The sequence below is a fragment of the Shewanella jiangmenensis genome, from assembly GCF_018596335.1.
Classification (GTDB): Bacteria; Pseudomonadota; Gammaproteobacteria; order Enterobacterales; family Shewanellaceae; genus Shewanella; species Shewanella jiangmenensis.
Map to the genome: position 1 here is coordinate 60,621 of NZ_JAHEPS010000007.1, position 20,707 is coordinate 81,327.

15 protein-coding genes are annotated in these 20,707 nt (G+C 55.2%); 7 read left to right on the forward strand and 8 right to left on the reverse strand.

The window, feature by feature from the left end; genetic code table 11:
* Positions 1-18: 18 nt before the first annotated feature.
* The 3 genes from fldA to efp all read left to right on the forward strand — a co-directional run bounded on the left by fldA (position 19) and on the right by efp (position 2,519).
* Entirely contained in the window at positions 19-543 is a 525-nt protein-coding gene (fldA, locus tag KJI95_RS15805; protein WP_214508156.1) for a flavodoxin FldA, read from the forward strand.
* Positions 544-748: 205 nt separating this feature from the next.
* Entirely contained in the window at positions 749-1,912 is a 1,164-nt protein-coding gene (gene earP / locus KJI95_RS15810) for an elongation factor P maturation arginine rhamnosyltransferase EarP (RefSeq protein WP_214508157.1), read from the forward strand.
* A 40-nt stretch (positions 1,913-1,952) separates the two neighbouring features.
* The gene (gene efp / locus KJI95_RS15815; RefSeq protein WP_214508158.1) at positions 1,953-2,519 is read left to right on the forward strand and encodes an elongation factor P; all 567 of its coding nucleotides are present in this window, start codon (positions 1,953-1,955) and stop codon (positions 2,517-2,519) included.
* Between the two features lie 172 nt (positions 2,520-2,691).
* Here the strand turns inward: efp and KJI95_RS15820 are convergent, their stop codons facing one another.
* The 7 genes from KJI95_RS15820 to KJI95_RS15850 all read right to left on the reverse strand — a co-directional run bounded on the left by KJI95_RS15820 (position 2,692) and on the right by KJI95_RS15850 (position 13,885).
* Positions 2,692-5,220, reverse strand: a complete 2,529-nt coding sequence (locus KJI95_RS15820) for a TonB-dependent receptor plug domain-containing protein (protein ID WP_214508159.1) — start codon at positions 5,218-5,220, stop codon at positions 2,692-2,694.
* A 721-nt stretch (positions 5,221-5,941) separates the two neighbouring features.
* Positions 5,942-6,946 carry a Holliday junction branch migration DNA helicase RuvB gene (gene ruvB, locus KJI95_RS15825; protein ID WP_214508160.1) on the reverse strand — a complete coding sequence of 335 codons (1,005 nt, stop codon included), beginning with the start codon at positions 6,944-6,946 and terminating at the stop codon, positions 5,942-5,944.
* Between the two features lie 42 nt (positions 6,947-6,988).
* Positions 6,989-7,606 (reverse strand): Holliday junction branch migration protein RuvA, encoded by a 618-nt coding sequence (ruvA, locus tag KJI95_RS15830; RefSeq protein ID WP_214508161.1) that lies wholly within the window; start codon positions 7,604-7,606, stop codon positions 6,989-6,991.
* Entirely contained in the window at positions 7,603-8,124 is a 522-nt protein-coding gene (gene ruvC, locus KJI95_RS15835; protein WP_214508162.1) for a crossover junction endodeoxyribonuclease RuvC, read from the reverse strand. The genes ruvA and ruvC overlap by 4 nt, the downstream gene beginning before the upstream one ends.
* A 14-nt stretch (positions 8,125-8,138) precedes the next feature.
* Complete coding sequence (locus KJI95_RS15840; RefSeq protein WP_214508163.1) at positions 8,139-8,885, reverse strand: YebC/PmpR family DNA-binding transcriptional regulator; 747 nt, start codon at positions 8,883-8,885, stop codon at positions 8,139-8,141.
* 228 nt (positions 8,886-9,113) lie between these two features.
* Entirely contained in the window at positions 9,114-10,895 is a 1,782-nt protein-coding gene (gene aspS / locus KJI95_RS15845; protein ID WP_214508164.1) for an aspartate--tRNA ligase, read from the reverse strand.
* A 191-nt stretch (positions 10,896-11,086) separates the two neighbouring features.
* Positions 11,087-13,885, reverse strand: a complete 2,799-nt coding sequence (locus KJI95_RS15850; protein ID WP_250885883.1) for a transporter substrate-binding domain-containing protein — start codon at positions 13,883-13,885, stop codon at positions 11,087-11,089.
* 148 nt (positions 13,886-14,033) lie between these two features.
* Between KJI95_RS15850 and cmoA the strand changes: the two genes are divergently transcribed.
* The 4 genes from cmoA to KJI95_RS15870 all read left to right on the forward strand — a co-directional run bounded on the left by cmoA (position 14,034) and on the right by KJI95_RS15870 (position 18,855).
* A complete protein-coding gene (gene cmoA / locus KJI95_RS15855) occupies positions 14,034-14,765 on the forward strand; it encodes a carboxy-S-adenosyl-L-methionine synthase CmoA (RefSeq protein ID WP_214508166.1) in 732 nt (243 codons plus the stop codon).
* Positions 14,762-15,754: a tRNA 5-methoxyuridine(34)/uridine 5-oxyacetic acid(34) synthase CmoB gene (gene cmoB / locus KJI95_RS15860; RefSeq protein WP_214508167.1), complete on the forward strand. Its 993-nt coding sequence runs from the start codon at positions 14,762-14,764 to the stop codon at positions 15,752-15,754. Before cmoA ends, cmoB begins: the two co-directional genes overlap by 4 nt.
* Positions 15,755-15,948: 194 nt before the next feature.
* Positions 15,949-17,715 (forward strand): hypothetical protein, encoded by a 1,767-nt coding sequence (locus tag KJI95_RS15865; protein WP_214508168.1) that lies wholly within the window; start codon positions 15,949-15,951, stop codon positions 17,713-17,715.
* A gap of 237 nt (positions 17,716-17,952) precedes the next feature.
* Positions 17,953-18,855, forward strand: coding sequence for a LysR family transcriptional regulator (locus tag KJI95_RS15870; protein ID WP_214508258.1), 903 nt, complete (start codon positions 17,953-17,955; stop codon positions 18,853-18,855).
* On the opposite strand, the gene KJI95_RS15875 is transcribed toward KJI95_RS15870, so the two are convergent.
* Positions 18,841-20,238 (reverse strand): putative metalloprotease CJM1_0395 family protein, encoded by a 1,398-nt coding sequence (locus KJI95_RS15875; RefSeq protein ID WP_214508169.1) that lies wholly within the window; start codon positions 20,236-20,238, stop codon positions 18,841-18,843. The genes KJI95_RS15870 and KJI95_RS15875 overlap by 15 nt on opposite strands.
* Between the last annotated feature and the right edge of the window lie 469 nt (positions 20,239-20,707).

Genomic DNA, 20,707 nt, shown 5'->3' on the forward strand with positions numbered 1-20,707 from the left:
ATATTTTAAGGAAAGACAATGGCTACTGTAGGTCTTTTTTTCGGCAGCGATACAGGTAACACCGAAGCCGTCGCCAAGATGATCCAGAAAAAACTCGGCAAGCAAATGGTCGATGTCAAAGACATCGCCAAGAGCACCAAAGAGCAGATCGCCGAATTCGACCTGCTGCTGTTCGGGATCCCGACCTGGTATTACGGCGAAGCCCAGTGTGATTGGGATGACTTCTTCCCTGAGCTCGAGCAGATTGATTTTACTGACAAACTGGTAGCCATCTTCGGCTGCGGCGATCAGGAAGACTATGCCGAATACTTCCTCGATGCCATGGGCATGGTGCGCGACATCGTTGAAGCACGCGGCGGCATCATCGTAGGTCACTGGCCAACTGCCGGTTACAACTTCGAAGCTTCCAAAGCGTTGGTGGACGACGATCACTTTGTTGGTCTGGGTATCGATGAAGACCGTCAGCCAGAACTCACAGAAGAGCGTGTCGACAAGTGGGTGAAGCAGGTTTACGAAGAAATGTGTCTGGCCGAGCTCGGCTAAAAAAGGCTTGGTTAAGCCAGAGTTGCCAGCTTTTAACGTGGCAACTCAGCGCTGAAACCAGCCCGGCAATGAGGCGGCTTTAAAGCCGCCTTTTGCTTTTAGGGCTTGAGTGAATTCGCTGATAGCCTTTCTGCCAAGAATGCCAATTGCCACTGACGCTGCATCGATAACGTGATGCCAACTGATGCCAACGGATACCAAGGTTATGAATGCCGCCGCACCGCACTGGGACATATTCTGCACTGTCGTTGATAACTACGGCGATATCGGCGTCACCTGGCGCCTGGCCAAACAGCTTGCCGGCGAATATGCATTACCGGTGAATCTGTGGGTCGATGATTTAAAAAGCTTTGGCCATATTCTGCCATCCCTTGACCCTGAAGCGTGCTCGCAGCAGCATCAGGGCGTGACCATTCTTAAATGGAGCACGCCGCTGCCGGTTGCCTATACGCCGGGCGCAGTGCTGATTGAAGCCTTTGCCTGCGAGCTTCCGGATGACGTTAAAGCGGCGGTAAAGGATGCCAGTGTGCGCCCCGTTTGGCTTAACCTTGAGTATCTCAGCGCCGAAGACTGGGTCGATGGCTGCCATGGCTTACCATCGTTTCAGCCAGGCGGGATCAATAAGTATTTCTATATGCCGGGCTTCAGTGCCCAAAGCGGCGGGCTGATTTGTGAAAAGGATTTGTTTGCCCGCCGTGATGCCTGGCAGGCCAGCAGCGAAAACAAACTTGCCTTATTTGAAAAGCTGGGGCTTAAAGGCATTGCGGCGAGCGATAAGGTGATTACGGTATTCAGCTACGAAACCGAAGCGCTGGGCGCGCTTTGCGAGTATTTCGAGCAGCAGCCAAATCCTGTGCATCTTCTTATCCCCAAAGGGCGCAGCTTCAACAGTCTGTTGCCGCGCCTGCCCTGCCCGGTATCTGAGCTACGCCCGGGCATGCGCATCGACAGCGGCAATTTACACATTCATGTGCTGCCGATGACAGATCAGCAAGGCTACGATGAGCTGCTGTGGAGCGCCGATTTCAACATAGTTCGCGGCGAAGACTCCTTCCTTCGGGCTCAATGGGCCGCCAAACCCTTCATTTGGCACATTTATCCGCAGGAAGATGATTATCATCTGGTAAAATTAGAAGCTTTTATGCGCCTTTACTGCGATAATCTTGCTCCTGATTTGGCAAGCTGCTGGCAGAAACTGAACCTGGCGTTCAATCAGCAGCTGCCGCAAGCAGTGCAACAGCACTGGGAAGCGTTAACTGAATTCGATAGCGCCCTTGAGGCTCACGCCAAGCAATGGCCAATTGATGCACTAAAGACGGCTGATCTGGCCACAAGGCTAGTGCAATTCGTCAAAAAATCGTTAAGATAGCGCCTTAAAGTAAAACGTCCAAGATATAGGAAATTTAGTAATGAAAACTGCTCATGAAATCCGTCCCGGTAACGTGATCATGTTTAACGACAGCCCATGGGTTGTTCAGAAGACTGAAACCACCCGTTCAGGCCGTAACGCTGCCATCGTTAAGATGAAGCTGAAAAACCTGCTCATCGAGTCATCTACCGAGACCACCTTCAAGGGTGAAGACAAGATGGACGTTATCATTCTTGAGCGTCTGGATTGCACCTACTCTTACTTTGCCGATCCAATGTACGTATTCATGGATGCCGAGTACAACCAGTACGACGTAGAAGCTGAAAACGTAGGCGACGCTGCCCGTTACATCGTTGACGGCATGGAAGAGACCTGTCAGGTAACTTTCTACGACGGCAAAGCTATCTCTGTTGAACTGCCAACCACCATCATCCGTGAAGTGGGCTACACCGAGCCAGCCGCCCGTGGCGACACCTCTGGTAAAGTCATGAAGCCTGCCAAGATTGTTGGCAGCGACATCGAAATCATGGTTGCTGACTTCGTTAAAGAAGGCGACAAGATTGAAATCGACACCCGTACCGGTGAATTCAAGAAGCGCGTAAACTAATCGCCCTTCCCGATTTCTGACGCGGTAAACGTCAGGTCGATTTAAAAGCCAGCATCACGCTGGCTTTTTTGTTTTTCACGCCCGGGCGACAAACGCCAGCCATAAAAAACGCCCGCTGCATGGCGGGCGTTTTGGTCGCGCTAATCGCGCTAATCAGAACTTGACGCGCTTATCAAAACTTGATGGTCACGCCACCGTAGTACTGACGGCCAATGGTGTCGTACACCTCAGGCACAGTGCCGGCTTCGTTGCCGCTCGCCACCATCTGCGGCGCTTCATCGGTCAGGTTCTTGATGCCGAGGGTTGCGCTGATGCTGTCGGTGATGTGGTACATGCCAGACACATTGTGGTACAGCACGGCGTCGGTCTTGTCACCGTAGTTGATGTCTTCCATAGCGCCGATAAGACGGTTGGAGTACATCACACTCCAGTCACCCTGACCTGCCTGGATAGAGAATGAGTTCTTCCACTTGGCATAGCCGCCGAACATGCCGCCGATGGTGCCGGTGTAGTCCACGCCATCCTGCTCAAACTTCACCAGATAAGTGGCGTCGTTGTTCACTTTCCAATCCAGCCCCAAACCTTCGAAGCTGTAGGCCAGGTTAAAGTCAACGCCGCTGGTGTCCTGGTAGCCCACGTTGGTCAGCGGGTTGGTCAGGTTCTCAAGATTGCCATCCTGAGTGATTTTAAAGGTTTCACAGGCTGTGGCATCCCCAGCGTAACAGGCATCCAGACCGGCCTGCACGTCCAGACGGGAAATGGCGTTATCAATCTTGAAGCGCCAGTAATCCACGGTCACAGACATACCGTCAAGGTAAGAAGGCGAGTAAACAAAACCGGCGGTGTACGACTCAGACTCTTCTGCCTGCAGGTTCGCGTCTGAGGTGTAGTTCACCAGAATTTGTGGGTCCTGCTCGTTACCCCAGGGGTCATTCAGGTAATCGTAGGAGCCGGTGTTACCACCAAAGAGCTCACTGACGTTCGGGGCGCGGAAACCCGTTGCCGCCACGGTGCGCAGCATCAGCTCGTCGGTGGCCTCGTAGGTCAGACCCACTTTCCAGGTAGTGGCCTTACCAAAAGTCGAGTATTCGTCAAAGCGCAGTGCAAATTCACCGGTCAGCTTGTCGGTAAAGGGCACGCTGACTTCCTGATAAATCGAGAACACATCGTAGTTGCCCTTGGTTGGGTCCTGCTGGGCAGCGGTGCCCTCGCCGGCCACAATCACAGGATCAGGATTGTAATAGCCGCTGTCGTAACGGTATTCAGCTCCGAGGGCATAGCCCACTGAGCCTGCAGACACATCAAACAGTTCGCCGCTCATCAGCGCCGACACCAGATGCTGCTCGTTACCGCCATCGGTTTGCTCAAGGTAGCTGATGTCGTTGATGATGGCCTGAGTTAAGGGGTCGCCACCAAACCAGGCATCCTGATTGGCATAAATCGACTCTTCCATCTTCTTGGCGTTGATGGAGTTATTAACCCAGGTGGTGGCATCGTTCTTACCGTAGGTGTAAGACAAATCCCAGTTAAAACCGGTGTTGATGTCCATGGTACCAGCCAGCGCCACCGAGGCACGCAGAGTATCGGTATCCTGCTCGTAAACACGGCTGCCCACATCGTTGGTGCGGCGACGGTATTCAACGCGGCCGGTGTCGTCGGCTTTTACGCCGCCATCCAGCATAGCCTTGTCGAGGGTAATACACTTGGCCGGATCAACGCCTGGCTCGCCGCACACGCCCAGCATCACAGAGGCAGGCTGCGCCGCCATCATCTGCTCGGACTTACGCTTGGTGTACAGCAAATCACCGCTCAGTACCAGCTCATCGCCCAGCTCCTGGGTCATGTTGGCAAAGAAGCTGTATTTGGTGCTTGGGGTTTGCAACCAGCTGTCCTGGGTGTAATCGTAACCGTAGTTGCGAGCAACCCAGTTGCCATTGTCATCCAGCATCTTGCCGCCGAGGGTGCCTTCCGGAATGTAAGAGCTGGCGCCCTTCTCTACCCAGTCGCGGTCTTTTTGCATCACGCCGCCGCGGTCTGAGTAAGACAGGCCAAAGGTGTAATTGCCATTGTCGGTGTTAAAACCGTACAAACCTGACAGCTCCAGGTTTTCGCCGTCGCCTTCGCCGGCTACGCCGCCATTAACATCAAACTGGAAGCCTTCGAAATCCTTCTTGGTGATGATGTTAACCACGCCGGCGATGGCGTCGGAGCCATACACAGCCGAGGCGCCGTCTTTAAGGATTTCAACCCGGGCAATCATGGCCACGGGGATGGTGTTCAGATCCACCGCGCTGTCGGCACCTGAGCCTGAGTTCACCATACGGCGGCCATTCAGCAGCACCAGAGTACGGTTGGCGCCCATACCACGCAAATCCACCTGCGCCACGCCATCGGCGCCATTGTTGGTGGTACCGCCCACCGCCATACCTGCCATGGCAGGCTGAGCCTGCAGCAGCTGATCTACCGAGGTGTAACCTTCGGCGCGGATAGCACCGGCATCAATCACGGTTACAGGCGACGCGGTTTCCATATCCTGACGGTTGATGCGCGAGCCGGTAACGGCAATACGCTCAACGTCTTTGGCCTGAGGCGCGCTCTCGTTGGTGGTTTCATTGGCGACAGCCTGTCCTGCCATCAAGCTGGCGGCAGAGGCCAGCAGTGCAGATTTAACAGCCCACGCAATAGGTTTGCTCTTCAACATTAACAATTTTCTCCCTGCTTATTTCGACTACGCCTGTAGTTTTAAAAAATTGGCGCTGTCCGATACTGTCCAAGCAGAAATCAATCGTCAAACCCACAAACCATTAACAAAACATCATACTAATTACTGACTTGTTATGAGATTATTTATTAAATTTACCTTAAATGTTTCTCTTGCGCGCTTAAGTGCATTTTTATTCATTTATGCAGATACATGGTGATACAGCTGGCGAGCTATGCAGCAATCAAGGACTTGTGCGAATTAACATAGTAAAGGCGCTTAATGTGATCTATATCACACTTATTTTGTGACCCATACCCAATAAATTGCCGTTTTTGCCATATCGCTTGCCAGAACTTTTGCCATATAGCCAGTAAAGCCAGCCCACGACGGCAAAATCCCTATCCGAAAAACGCGCCGTTAGATTCAAAAAACGCTCCGTTCATGCAGTTATTTCCGCCGTTTTATTCACTTTTAGCTTTCACTTGTATCATCGATGCCTGTCGGCAGACAGAGTGAGTGAGTGGGTGAGATTGAGGTTTAAAACTTGATAAATTGCACACTGAGCCTGCGCGGGCTGCTTTTGCAGACAACAAATATGGCAGACAACAAATATGGCAGACAACAAATATGGCAGACAACAAAAAAGGACCCGAAGGTCCTTTTATGGCTGAGCGCATATCGTACTGGCTCTCGCCCTGCTTGATGCGTACTTATTTCTTCAATCAGGCATCAAAAGATCAAAGTGCTTGTAGGCCCGTGCGGTGGCAATGCGCCCCCTTGGGGTGCGCTGAATAAAGCCCTGCTGAATAAGAAAAGGCTCGAGCACATCTTCAATGGTTTCCCGCTCCTCGCCGATGGCGGCGGCAAGGTTATCGAGCCCCACCGGGCCGCCGGAAAACTTGTCGATAATGGCCAGCAGCAGTTTGCGGTCCATGTAATCAAAGCCTTCACTGTCGACATCGAGTAAATCGAGCGCCGACTGGGCAACGGCGCGGCTAATGGCACCATCGTGTTTAACCTCGGCAAAGTCGCGCACCCGCCGCAGCAGCCGGTTGGCAATACGCGGAGTGCCACGGCTGCGACGGGCGATTTCTTCGGCGCCGCCTTCATCCATGGGAACGTCCATCACCCGTGCTGAGCGCCCCACGATAGTGGACAGGTCGCGCACGTTGTAAAACTCAAGCCGAAGCGGAATACCAAAACGGGCCCGCAGCGGTGACGTCAAAGAGCCTGCGCGGGTCGTTGCGCCAACCAGGGTAAAAGGCGGCAAATCAAGTTTAATGGAGCGCGCGGCTGGCCCTTCGCCAATCATGATATCGAGCTGATAGTCTTCCATCGCGGGATAGAGAATTTCTTCCACCACCGGGCTTAGACGATGAATTTCATCGATAAAAAGCACATCGCCTTCTTCAAGATTGGTGAGCAGCGCGGCCAAGTCACCGGCCTTTTCCAGCACCGGGCCCGAAGTGGATTTGATATTCACGCCCATCTCGTTGGCAACGATATTGGCAAGGGTGGTTTTACCAAGCCCCGGCGGGCCGTAGATCAGCATATGATCCAGCGCCTCGCCGCGCTTCTTGGCCGCCTCGATAAACACTTTGAGCTGGGCGCGGGTATCGTCCTGGCCGGTGTATTCATCGAGCAGCTTTGGCCGCATGGCGCGGTCAATCAGCTCTTCCTGACCCAGGCTCTGGGGCTGAATAAGGCGGTCGGCCTCAATCATTGTGTTTGCTCCTTTAACTTACGCTTGCGTAAGCATTACAGCTTAAATCATCGACTTGAGTGCAGCCTTGATAAGCTGCTCGGGATCCATGCCATCACGGTAGGCGGCTGATACCGCCTTGCTGGCCTGCTGTGGCTTGTAGCCAAGCGCCAGCAGCGCCGCGATGGCATCTTCTTCTGCACTTGCTTCCACCGGCGCTGGGGTGAAATTGCTTTTAAGCACGAACTCGCGCTCGGCGCCCATGGAGGCTTCCATCAAACTCTTGAGTTTGTCGCGCATTTCGACCAGCAGTCGCTCTGCGGTCTTTTTACCTACGCCCGGGAGCTTCACCAAGGTCGCCACATCATCACGCTCAAGGCAACCTATAAACTCTTTGGCGGTCATGCCGGACAAAATCGTCAGCGCGAGTTTAGGGCCAATGCCGTTTGCTTTAATCAAGAGCCTGAACAGAGAGCGCTCTTCTTTGCTGATAAAGCCGTAAAGGAGCTGTGCATCCTCACGCACCACAAAATGGGTATAAAGCACCACCTCGTTACCGGCGAGCGGCAGCTCGTAAAAGGACGTCAGCGGCATTTGCAGCTCGTAACCTACGCCGTGCACGTCCAGCAGCACTTCCGGGGCGTGCTTTTCAATCAAAATGCCTTTTAAACGACCTATCATCTGTATCTTCCGTAAGTTCTGACGCTGGCACGGCCGCCAAGGGCCGCGAGACTCTGATGGGTGTGATAATGACACATGGCAACTGCCAGCGCATCTGCGGCGTCGGCCTGCGGCGCCGCCGGCAGTTTAAGAAGCTGAGTCACCATGTGCTGCACCTGCGCCTTTTGCGCGCGGCCTGTGCCCACCACCGCATTTTTGATTTGGGTGGCGCTGTATTCAGCCACCGGCAAGCCTGCCACGGTGGCGGCGACTATCGCGGCGCCGCGGGCCTGACCGAGCTTTAGCGCCGAATCGGCGTTTTTGGCCATAAACACCCGCTCGATGGCGAACTGGCTTGGCTGGTATTGGCGGATAATTTCCTGAAGCCCATCGAAGATTTGCTTGAGCCGCTCGGGCAACTCATCGCCACTGGTGCGAATACAGCCGCTGCCAAGATAGCGCTGCTCCCTACCCTGACACTGAATAATGCCGTAGCCGGTGACCCTTGAACCCGGGTCAACGCCCAAAATAATTGCCATAACGCTTTGGTTCCTCAGGGTTCGAGCTGTGCCAGCACCTCGTCACTGATGTCGGCATTATGGTAAACCTCCTGCACATCATCGTGATCGTCAAGCTGGTCAATCAATTTTAAAAAGTCGGCGGCTGCCTCAGCATCGAGCACGGCGCGGGTGGCCGGCACCATGGTGACTTCGGCCGACAGCGCGATAAAACCGGCGCCATCGAGCGCATCTTTCACCGCACCAAAATCCTGCGCCGTAGTGTACACCTCAAAGCCATCATCGAGGGTCATTACATCCTCAGCGCCCGCCTCCAGCGCCGCGTCCATCAGCGCCTCTTCATCGGTATCAGCAGCGTACATAATCACGCCGCGCTTGCTGAAGAGATAAGCGACTGAGCCGTCTGTACCAAGATTGCCGCCGTGGCGGTTAAAGGCGTTACGAACGCCGGTCACGGCGCGGTTGCGGTTATCGGTCATGCATTCGACCATCACCGCCGTGCCGCCCGGGCCATAGCCTTCGTAGATAAGGGTTTCGAGGTTATCGCCATCAAGCTCGCCGGCACCGCGCTTAATGGCGCGCTCGACCGTGTCGCGGGTCATATTGGCACCAAGGCCCTTGTCGATGGCGGCGCGAAGTCTTGGGTTGGCATCGGGATCGGCGCCGCCCTCACGGGCCGCTACCACCAGTTCGCGGATAAGCTTGGTGAAGAGCTTGCCGCGCTTGGCATCCTGCGCCGCTTTACGATGCCTGATGTTGGCCCATTTGCTGTGTCCGGCCATGCTGCCTCCCTGTTGGCGCTCTGTTGGCTATCTTTGCCTTAGCCTGTGCCTGCTTTGCCTGTCTTTTGCTGGCTTTTGCTGTCTTTTGCTTTTGTCGTAGCCGTGGCCGTGGCCGACAGACTTGCCTGCGCCGCCAGCGTTAGCAGTGTTTTAGCTTGATGCGCAGAGCAAATTTATCAAACCCTGAAAAAGATACCGAGGCATTCGCCCCGGTATTTTTCTGACTTATCAGCCTTGTTTGGCGTCGTCTTTCGGTACGACCGAAATCCCCAGCTCCTGCAGCTGCTCAGGGTTGGCGTAACCCGGCGCGTTGGTCAGCGGACAGGCGGCGGTGGTGGTTTTCGGAAACGCCATCACGTCACGGATGGAGCTTGCGCCGGTCATCAGCATCACCAGACGGTCAAGACCGAAGGCCAGACCCGCGTGCGGTGGTGTGCCAAAGCGCAGCGCGTCCAGCAGGAAGCCGAACTTCTCGCGGGCTTCTTCATCGTTGATGCCAAGAATGCGGAACACGGTAGACTGCATGTCGCCGTTGTGGATACGAACCGAGCCACCGCCCAGCTCCACACCGTTGAGCACCATGTCGTAGGCATCAGACACGGCCTTGCCAGGGTTGGCTTCAAGTTCAGCCGCAGTCACGCCGCGAGCGGCAGTAAATGGATGGTGGACGGCGTAGAAACGGCCATCGGCCTTTTCAAACATCGGGAAGTCAACCACCCACAGTGGGCGCCACTCGCCCTGCAGCAGTTTGAAGTCTTCACCGGCTTTGAGACGCAGCGCGCCCATGGACTCGGCCACCACGTTGGCTTTGTCGGCACCAAAGAAAATGATGTCGCCATCGGCGGCGCCGGTGCGGGCGATAATTTCCTTGATGATCTCTTCGGTCAGGAACTTGGCAACCGGCGACTGGATACCTTCGGCAAAACCGGCGGCGAGGTTATTGACCTTCATCCACGCCAAGCCCTTGGCACCGTAGATACCGACAAACTTGGTGTAATCGTCGATTTGCTTGCGTGACAGCTCGGTGCCGCCGGGAATACGCAGCGCAGCTACACGACCTTCTTCGTCGTTGGCAGGCGCTGAGAACACGGCAAAGTCCACGGCTTTGAGCAGATCGGCTACGTCAACCAGCTCCAGCGGGTTACGCAGATCAGGCTTGTCGGAGCCAAAGCGGCGCATGGCTTCATCCCAGGTCATTTTCGGGAAGTCGCCAAGGTCAACGTTCATCAGCTCGAGGAACAGGCTGCGGATCATCCGCTCGGTGGTTTCCATCACCTGAGCCGAAGTCATGAACGAGGTTTCGATATCAATCTGGGTAAATTCAGGCTGACGGTCGGCGCGCAGATCTTCGTCGCGGAAACACTTCACGATTTGATAGTAACGATCGAAACCAGACATCATCAGCAACTGTTTGAACAGCTGTGGCGACTGTGGCAGGGCAAAGAACTGGCCCTTGTAGGTACGGCTTGGTACCAGATAGTCGCGGGCACCTTCCGGAGTGGCCTTGGTGAGGATGGGGGTTTCGATGTCGAGGAAGCCGTTGGAATCCATAAAGCGGCGCACGAAACTGGTGACCTTGGCGCGGAAAATCAGGCGCTGGGCCATCTCGGGGCGACGCAGATCCAGATAGCGGTACTTCAGACGCGATTCTTCGCTGTTGTTCTGGAAGTTATCCAGGCTCAGCGGCAGCGGATCGGCGGCGTTGATGATGGTGAGCTCTTTACCGAGCACTTCGATTTCACCGGTACGCATCTGGCTGTTGACCTGAGAGTCAGGACGGGCACGCACCACACCTTTAACCTGAACGCAGAACTCGGCGCGCAGGCTGCTGGCTACATTGAATACCTCTGGCAGATCGGGGTCATAAACCACCTGAACCAAACCTTCGCGGTCGCGAAGATCCAAAAAGACCACACCGCCCAAATCCCGGCTGCGGTTGACCCAGCCTACGAGAGTGACTTCTTGTCCGACGTGAGACTTGTTGACGTCTCCACAATAATGACTGCGCATTGAGAGTTATCCTTTTTCCGGCACCGGTGCGGCGGAAAGTTCGTTAAAAATAGTGACTGGGCATTATAGAGAAAGAATGACGCCAGCCAAAGCACTTCGCTTTTGGTCGGTGAAGTATCCAGCAAGATTTTGCCAAAGACCAGAGGGCAAGCGGGTCATTTCACCGCAAATGACCAAAATTTGCCCACACATCAGCTGCTTCGGTAGCCGTGGCCGCCGGCGTCCTTGGCAAGGTACATCATACGATCGGCTTTTTGCAGCAAGGCAATGGGGTTATCGCCATCAGACGGAAAAATGGCAACGCCGATACTGGCGGAGATCCTGACTGTGTCAGCGCCAACGTCCATCGGCTGCGACAGCCGCGAAATCAGGTTTTCAGCCACCTGACACACGCTGTCAAGGTCAACGATTTTATTGAGCACAATCACAAACTCATCGCCACCAAAGCGGGCGACGGTATCGGATTTACGCAGCGAATTTTCAAGAATAGCTGCCACATCCACCAATAAGCGGTCGCCCACCGCATGGCCGAATCTGTCGTTTACCGCCTTAAAGCCGTCCAAATCCACAAACAGCAGTGCAAACTTGGCCTGCTCGCGCAGGTGCAGCAGCACCGACTGATTGAGCCTGTCATCCAGCAGCATCCGGTTTGGCAGCTGTGTCAGCGGATCGTGACTTGCCAGATGGGCGATGCGGGCCTCGGCCTTTTCGCGGGCGGCAATTTCGGCCTTAAGACGCCGATTGATGACCATTACGATAAGGGTGGTAATCAGCAGTAACGCCAGTGCAATCACGCCGGTGCGTAAGTAGTTTTTATAACGGGCCGCGCCGGTATCAAGCTCAAAGTTCATCCAGCGGGAATGAATTTCCTGCACCTTGGTTTTATCGAGCCTGGCGATGACTTTATTCAGGAGCGGCAAAAAATTACCGTGGCGCAGACTCACGCCAAAGTGGCTGTACTGCTCAGCAAAATCCGTCAAAAGCGACAGCTTGAACTGCTGGTACTGCCCGCTTTTAAGCTGACTGGCGAGCACCACCACTTTATCCACATAAAAATCGGCCTTGCCGCGGGCCACAGCTTCAATGCCGGTGACACTGTCGGGCACCAGCACCAGTTTAATGCCGGGGTGCTCGGCCATAAGCTTGCTTATCATCTGATAGCCTTCAGTGACCGCAAGGCGCCGCCCTTCAATCTGCTCAAGGTTAAAGGCAGATACTTCACCTATAGGGCTAAGCAGCGCCCATGACGATGGCCAATAGGGCTCTGAATAGTGGATTTGCCCTTCCCGCTCCGGGGTTTTGGCGACGCTGCCGGCAAGGTCGATTTTACCGTTTTTAAGCGCTGCGATAAGGTCGCTCCACTCTTTAAAAGGTACAGGCTCAATGCTTATCCCAAGGAGCTGCTCCATCATGGCCGCCACATCGGCATTAACGCCGGAAAACTTGCCCGATGGGTCGCGAAACTCCATCGGCGCCCAGTTTTCAAGGTAGCCAAGCTTTAGGGTGCCAAGACCCTTCAGGTAGTCGCGCTCGGTGGCAGACAGCTCAAGCTGCTTTTCAACATTCACAAACACATGGTCGCGGCTGTTGAGGATCCATTTTTGCTCGATTTCGGCAAGCTCGCGGGGGGAAATCATGTTGAATCCCGACGCAATGCGACTCGCAAGGCCCTCATCGCCGTTGCGGATCAGCGAGAAAATGTCGGTTTCGTACTCGTACTCAGGCACCTGGGTAAATTCGGCCCAGCTCTTGTTGAGCAATAAATAGTGCTGAGTCCAGGCCGCCGAGGCCACAAAGCCGACAATATCGCCCTTTTGCACCGCCTGCAGCATCTCTTCCATACCGGAGTAGAAGCGCAACTGCGTATCCGGCAGCGCCGCCTTAACCTTGGCAAGATAGGGCGCGGTCGGGAAAATCCCTATACGCTTGCCTTTAAGTGAAGCGGCATCCGTGCGCTGCTCGCCGTGTATGAACAGGCGGCTTTTGACGGTATACATATGCCAGGCGCGGTGCAGGCCGGTGTTGATATCATCACTCTCCGGATAGCCGATATGCACATCGGCCTTGCCCGAGCGCACATCCTCAAGACTGCCATTCATATCGCCCGGGATGAAATTTATCGGAATGCCGGTTTTTTGTGACCACAAGCGCCAGATATCGACGTACATGCCATGGGGCAAGCCATCCACGCCGATATCCACGTAGGGCTCAACCCCCAGTTGCATGGCGATGGCAAGGCCACTTTGCTCACGCTGATAACCAAGCCAGCGGCGCTCAATTTTGCGGATAACATCGGCGGAAACGTTGGCAAAGCCTTCATCGATTTCGCGCCTCAGCGCCACATTGCCCTTACTGAGCGCGGGGTGTAATTCGGTCTGGCGCACCAAAATGCGATTGTGGGTCGGGAATACCGCCGATAATTGCTGCTGCAGACGCTGATCGCGCATGTAGCCTTCCATACCGGCAAAGGCAACCAGCTCACCGCGCTGGGCGGCATCGAGCAAGCTTTCGCGGGTCGGATAGCGTTTAAACGTCAGGCCCGGCACCCGCATGCTGAGCTCGTGCTCAAACATAGAGCCGCTGACCACACCAACCTGAAAGGGTTTCAGCTGCTCAAGGCGGGTTCTGTCGCTTAAATCTTTATGCAGATACACATAGGTGGTGACCACAGAAATCGGCGCCGCCAGCTCAAACTGGGTTTCACGGCTTGGGTTTGCCGCCATGCCGATATGCACATCGGCGCGGCCATCGGCCAATTGATCCAGTGAGTCCTGCCAGACCCGCGCTACAAACACCACTTCGCGGCGATTGACCCTGGCCCACTCTTTCCAAAGCTCAACCAACAGCCCCTGGGGCGTGCCTTCGTCATCGATAAACTGAAAAGGATAGCTGTCCTCCCCCATCACCAGGGTAATGGACTTGTCAGCGGCAAAAACCACCGAAGAAAACAGCAGAAAAAGCGATAACAGCAGTGACTGGATAAACTTCAATTGACACCCGCAGCGCGAAATAGGGGTAAACAGATTGTTATTAAGCTCGATATTAGACATAAATTTGGCCGAAATAGCCAGCCTGCCCTTGCTGCTCAGAAATGCAGTTCGTTAAAATATAAGGCTGTATTGCGGGAACCCATTTTTCATGACCAACTCACAGGATACCCTGTTCGCCCAGCCGGGTGAGCATCAGGGCAACTTTCAATTCGACAGCCGCGTTGCCGGTGTGTTTGGCGATATGATCCGCCGCTCCGTGCCGGGCTATGGCCAAATTATCGCCACTCTGGGCGATTTTGCAGATCGCGCCGTGACGCCGGGCTCAACTGTTTATGACCTTGGCTGCTCCCTTGGCGCCGCGACCCTGTCAATCCGGCGCCGGATTGAAGGTCGGCAGTGCCGCATCATCGCGGTGGACAACAGCGAGCCTATGCTCGAGCGCTGCCGCGAAAATCTCGCAGCCTATGTCAGCGACACCCGGGTGGAGCTGATGCTCAAGGATATCCGCGACGTAACCTTTGAAAACGCCTCGCTGGTGGTGCTTAACTTTACCCTGCAGTTTTTGCCACCGGCCGATCGCGATGCGCTTATCCGCAAAATTTACGCAGGCCTGAATCCGGGCGGCATGCTGGTGCTGTCCGAAAAGCTTAAGTTCGATTCAGGTGAAATTCAGACCCTGCTCGATGAACTGCATTTGGATTTCAAACGCGCCAACGGTTACAGTGAACTTGAAATCAGCCAAAAGCGCAGTGCGATTGAAAACGTGCTCATTCCCGATACCCTGGCGCAGCACCGTGAGCGCCTCAGCAGCGCCGGGTTTGCCGCCCACGATTTGTGGTTCCAGTGCTTTAACTTTGTCTCCATGGTGGCCATCAAGTGATCAGTTTTTCCCAGTTTTATCGCCAAATTGCCGATTCCAACCTAAACCACTGGCTCGAGTCGCTGCCGGCAATTCTTGGCCAGTGGCAACGCAGCCACAAACACGGCAACCTGCCCAAGTGGGAAAAGGTGCTTGCCAAGCTTAACTATCCAGCGCCGGATAACCTGGATTTGCTCCACAGTGTCACCATAGGCTCAGGCGAGCAGCTTGGCAGCGGCGAGCGCGACAAGCTTGAGAATCTGCTCAAAATCTTAAGCCCCTGGCGAAAAGGGCCATTTCATGTGCACGGTATTCATATCGATACCGAATGGCGCAGTGACTGGAAGTGGGATCGGGTGTCACCGCACATCAGCCCGCTTGCCAACCGCACCGTGCTGGACGTGGGCTGCGGCAGTGGTTATCACATGTGGCGCATGTACGGCGAAGGCGCAAAACGGGTGGTGGGTATCGACCCGTCGGCGCTGTTTTTATGCCAGTTTGAAGCCATCAAGCGCCTGATTGATGTTGAGGCGCCGGTGCATCTGTTGCCCCTTGGCATTGAAGAGCTGCCGCCGCTCGATGCTTTTGATACCGTGTTTTCCATGGGCGTGCTGTATCATCGCCGCTCACCCATCGATCATCTGCTGCAGCTTCGTGACCAGCTGCGAATGGGCGGCGAGCTCATTCTTGAAACCCTGGTGGTTGATGGCGACGAAAACACTGTGCTGGTACCCCGTGACCGCTACGGCAAAATGAACAATGTCTGGTATTTGCCATCGATTGCGGCGCTTAAACTGTGGCTCGAAAAGTGCGAGTTCACCGACGTTCGCTGCGTGAATGTGGATGTTACCTCCCTTGCTGAGCAGCGGCGCACCGAATGGATGCAAAACGAGTCACTGGTGGACTATCTTGACCCCAATGACATCAGCCTGACAGTTGAAGGCTACCCCGCCCCCAAACGGGCAACCTTTATTGCGGTGAAAAACCGCGTCCAAACCACTGAAGACTGACAGCTGGCGGCTAGCCGTAATTAACGGTAAAGCCTCGAGGCTAAAAGCTAACGGTTAATGTGGAATAGGGAAAGACCGTTAATATGCGCCGCTCTGGCATAAAAGGATACTGGATCAGGATGTTGCATATGGCCAAGCGGCGTACCTCAAAGCTGACAATACGCTGTTGTTTAAGTCTGACCCTGGGCGGCATCTTGGCCGCCATCGTCTTTCCTGCGCCCGCCTTTGCTAATCCCATCGTGCTACTTGCCAAACAGTGCGAAACCTTAAGCTTCGATGCGGCATTTGCCGAAGGCATGAGCCAAAGCATCATCGACAGCACCCCGCCAGCAGAGCTTGCGCTGCGCTTTGAGCAGTTGACCCTGGGGATAAATAACCTGAGCGATCAGCTTGGCGTTTATCTGCACCAGCCGCTTGCCCCCGAAGCACGGGAGCTGTTGCTTAACTGCCAAATTCGCCTTGCCGATGAGGTCAATCGCATCAGCGCGCGGCCAGCGCTGCGGGCGCTGTCGGCAAAGTTAAGGTTTGCCGGCGTAAGCGTAGAAGACACAGGGCTGAATCGCCTTTCCGGCGCCATGGGAGAGTCGGCCCCAGCGCTCAATGCTCAAAATCGGGAGCTTCACCAACTTGGCGCCGTGCTTGGCAGTCTGATAACCGAGCAGTTACCGCAGGAAGCAAAGGCACGGCTTCACAGCGCCGAAGCCGCCTTTTTCACCGGCCGTAAACGCGGCGGATTTCAGCTTAAAACCGGCCCTGAATGCACCCTTAACGATGTTCCCTTAAACAATCCGGACGCGGCTGACAGCTCAAAAGCGGCAGATAGTTCAAAAGCGACAGATAGCAGCGAAATCCAAATACCGATAGCCCAGCAGGTGGCGACCTATTTAAGCCGCCAAACCGATACGGCATGCCGCGAAAAGGTATGGAAAGCATTCCAGCAGCGGGATAAAGAAACCGCAGACGCTGCGCTTGGCGCGGTGCACCGCATACGCACGGAGCAAGCCAATCGGCTGGGGTTTGCAAGCTTCAGCGATTATCAGCTCGCAAATGCGTACCTGGGCACGATTGCCAACGCCGAGCTCTTCCTGGCGCTAACTAAACCAGCCACATCTCCGGCGCCATGGAACATTGCCGCGATGCTTAAAGCAGCCGACGGCGCGCGCGGCGAGTTATCATCCAAAGTGCTTTTCGAACAGGTTTTGGAGGAGCTCAGCGTCTTTGGCATCCATGTTGACCGCTTATCGGACAATCACTTACGGCTTTGGCGCAGTGGCCGGCTCCTTGGCGAGCTGATGATCGCGTTTGAAGGCGAGCCCGGGCTTTCACTTTCCCGGCGCGCCGTATTTACCCATCAGTTTGCCCAGCTTTCACTTATTTTGCCCGCCACGCTTCGCGGCCGCAGTGACGCCGCCAAAGCCATCAATGCTGTCGCAAGTGCAATCGCGCTGCTTGGCGACACCCGCCGCCATTATTTGCTGGCGCGTAAGCCGCTGGACAGCGACCTTGACTCCTTACCGGAAAGCTGGCTTGGCGCGAGGCTTGAAAAGTCGCTCGCACCACAGCTGCCGCCCCTTACCCCGCGGGAGCGCATCGCAAACCACTACTCTGCAAGCCAGGCTTATTATCGCGCCTCACTCGCGCTTGGATTTTTTAAGGTAACGCCCGAGGCAGGCAGCCATTTTGGCGACTATTTTGACGGCCACTGGCATGACACTGACGCTCAGTATCAAAGCGTGAACGCGCCGCTGCAGGAAGGCCCCTTGCTGTATCGCCATCTGCTTGCCGAAAAGCTTGCCGACTACCTTATTGATAAGCCTGCGCTTGATGATGCGACAACCTTCACCCTGTTACTTGAAAACCCGGACCGCCTTGATGCCAAGTCGCAGCTTGCCTTGCTGCTCGGGCAGGAAGCATCGCCGGAGCAGTTGATTAGCCTGCTCGCATCAAATCCAGGCCTTTAATATCGAGCCTTTGATACCAAACCATAATAGATATCAAGCCTCACTCCTTTATGGATATATCGCTGAAATATCGCTGATTTCGTCATTAAGCCCCGACCAGCCAAGCCTCGTGTATGGCACAGAACGCCGGTTTTTCAGCCCAAAAAATCGAACATTCAGCCGCTGTTTTAAGGCATACCTTTCGATATACTCTCTGGGAATTTAAGCTGCATCGCGGCACTAAACGGAAATTGGATGATGAACAGAGCAAAATCGACCCTGGAGCAGTGGCGCATACTGCAGGCCGTGGTAGATCATGGCGGCTATGCTCAGGCAGCTGCGGCACTTAACAAAAGTCAGTCGTCGCTGAACCATGCCGTCGCCAAGCTGCAGCATCAGCTCGGGGTTGAGCTGTTAACCATTCGCGGCCGCAAGGCGTACCTTACCGACCAGGGTGAAGTACTGCTGCGGCGCAGTCGCTACATTACCCAATCGGTTGCCGAACTTGAGCAACTGGCCGCCAACCTTGAACGCGGCTGGGAGCCAAGCCTCACCATAGCGCGGGAAATCATTTATCCGATGGATAAACTGATTGCCGCGATCAATGCCTTTTTGCCCAATTGCCGTGGCACCCGCATATCGGTGATAGACTCGGTACTGACCGGCACCCACGAGCTGATTGAATCCCAAAAGGTGGATTTGGCACTATGCGGCGGAAACCCGCCCAAGGGCCATTTGGCGCAGCCCCTGTGCACCGTCGATTTGGTGGCCGTGTGTCACCCATCCCACGAACTTGCGCTTAACCCCAGGGAATTGGATGACAAGTCACTGGCGCGGCATCTGCAAATCGTGATTCGGGATACAGGTACCAAAACCAATCAGGACATGGGCTGGCTTAAAGCGGAGCAGCGCTGGACTGTGAATAACTTTCACGAGGCAAAAGCGATTTTGGCAACCGGCAGCGGGTTTTGCTGGCTGCCGCAGGAGCTGGTTTCCAGCGAACTTGATGCAGGTAAGCTGACGCGACTCTATATCACCGGCAGTGAGTATCGCCGCATTCCAATCAATTTAATTGTTCCCAATCGAGATGAGCAAGGGCCGGCGTCAAAGCATCTTGAGCAGCTGATTCTGGCTGAGCACGGCATTTCACACGCTAAGTGACAGACCAGCGGCTAAATAGCCTTGCCGCTTGGCAGATGGGTCATCATTATCCTGCGCTTCTGTGCTGGCGGCGCTGGACGATTGTTCGCCCTGGTCATTGCTCAAGTAATTGCTTTGATAAGCCAAAATCGCCCGAGGCGGGCCAAACAGGCTGATATCCACGGCTTTCTTCGCGGAAGTTGGATCGGATGAAGCCGTGGTGTCGCTGGCATCGCTGTTTTGTGAAAGTCCCTGCGACAGGTTTTCTCCAGTATCACTCGCGCTATCCTCAGAAGCGCTGCGCTCAGTTGCTCCATTCTCCTCCGAACCAGAGTCATCAGAAGCAGCGCTATCAGACCCATCGCCGCTCAGGGTCAATGTTTGGGCAAGGGATGCAGTAAGGCGCTCGGCTATATCACGCACCGGCGCGTTATCGACCACATCTTTTACCAGCGCAGCGTTGCCTTCCCGCGCCGTGTTATCGCCTGGACTATCAACACCAGCGCCATCAAGTCGTCCGCCTATGCTAGGGGTGACAGGCTCAAACGGCGGGATCTCATCAATGGCGTTGCCTGCATTAAGCAGCGGCGCGAGCTCTTGCGGCTCTGGCATGGCTTCCTGGCGTGTCTTTGTCAACGCCTCTTTGGCGGCGTTGATTTTCTGCTGGGCTTCGGCAGCTATCATCAAATCGGCCTGGGAGGGATTAACCGGCGCCATGGCAGCGGCATAGACCTGCTGCATCTTATTGATTGTCGCCCTGGGATTGCCATGGACAGGGGCGATATCAATGGATACCTCACCGCCGGTGGCGTAACGCTTGCCATCCGGCCCCATTTCATATTCAAAATTGGGCGCGCGGGCATATTGCCCACCCACGGCGGCGTGGGCCCGCTCGTGGGCATGCACTTCTTTTTGCCGGGTTTCGAGACGCTCGACTTCAGCGGCAATTTTCATGGCGGCCTGCGCCTCTCGCTTACCCGCAGCCTGTTGCTGTGCCTGCTCTCGTTGCTGCTCTCTTTGCTGCTGGGCTTGCTGCGCTTTTTGTTGGTCTGCTGCCGCGGCCGCTTGTCTGTCAGTTCGTTTATCGCTGTTAACAGAAGTGCCAGTGGCTGCATTCTTGGCATCGTTTCCGCCAAACACCTGCGCCAGCACTTCTCGCCGTTTAGCATCTTTTTCAGCCGCTTGCTCCCTGGCCTCTGCCTGCCGGGTCTCCTCGGCCTGTGACTGGCGTTCAGTTGCTTGACGTTGCTGCGCTCTGTCCTGCTCTGCTTGCGCTTGCTCAGCCTGCACTTGTCCGGCCTGCACTTGTTTAGCCTGCGGCTGGCCAGAAAACGCCTGTATTCCCTGCTCTTCTTGAGTTAACGCCGGATTTCCTGCTGACGGTGAGGTGGTTTCACCTAGCATGGGTTGGGTGACTGCTGATGGCACTCTGCTGCCGCTGCCAGCGAGCGGTTCGCGCCCAAGTCCATTTCCAAGCGCAAGTCCACGACTAAGAGGTGATCCACTATCCAAAGCAGGTCCACTGCCATTAGCAAAAAGTGCAGACGACGCACTGGGCTCAGCGCCAACTAAGGGCGCTGCTGCGCTTGTATTGATTGGCGCTGACGGCGTTAATCCCGAAGCGGTCGGTGCTGCATTTGTCGACATCGCCGGGGTCAAAATCGGGCCTGCCTTGCTGCCGCCAAGGCTAATAGCAAGCTCCCCGCCGGTCGCAGACGAAGCCGAAAAGGCGCTGGATTGAGCACTCATTCCGGACGGCAGAGCAGACGGCATAACGGACGGCATAGCCGAGATTGTTTGCGCTCCGGTTAACAGATTAAATCCGGACGGCAACCCAGCGCTGCTCCTTGCCTGCAGGCTGGCCTGTGACGTT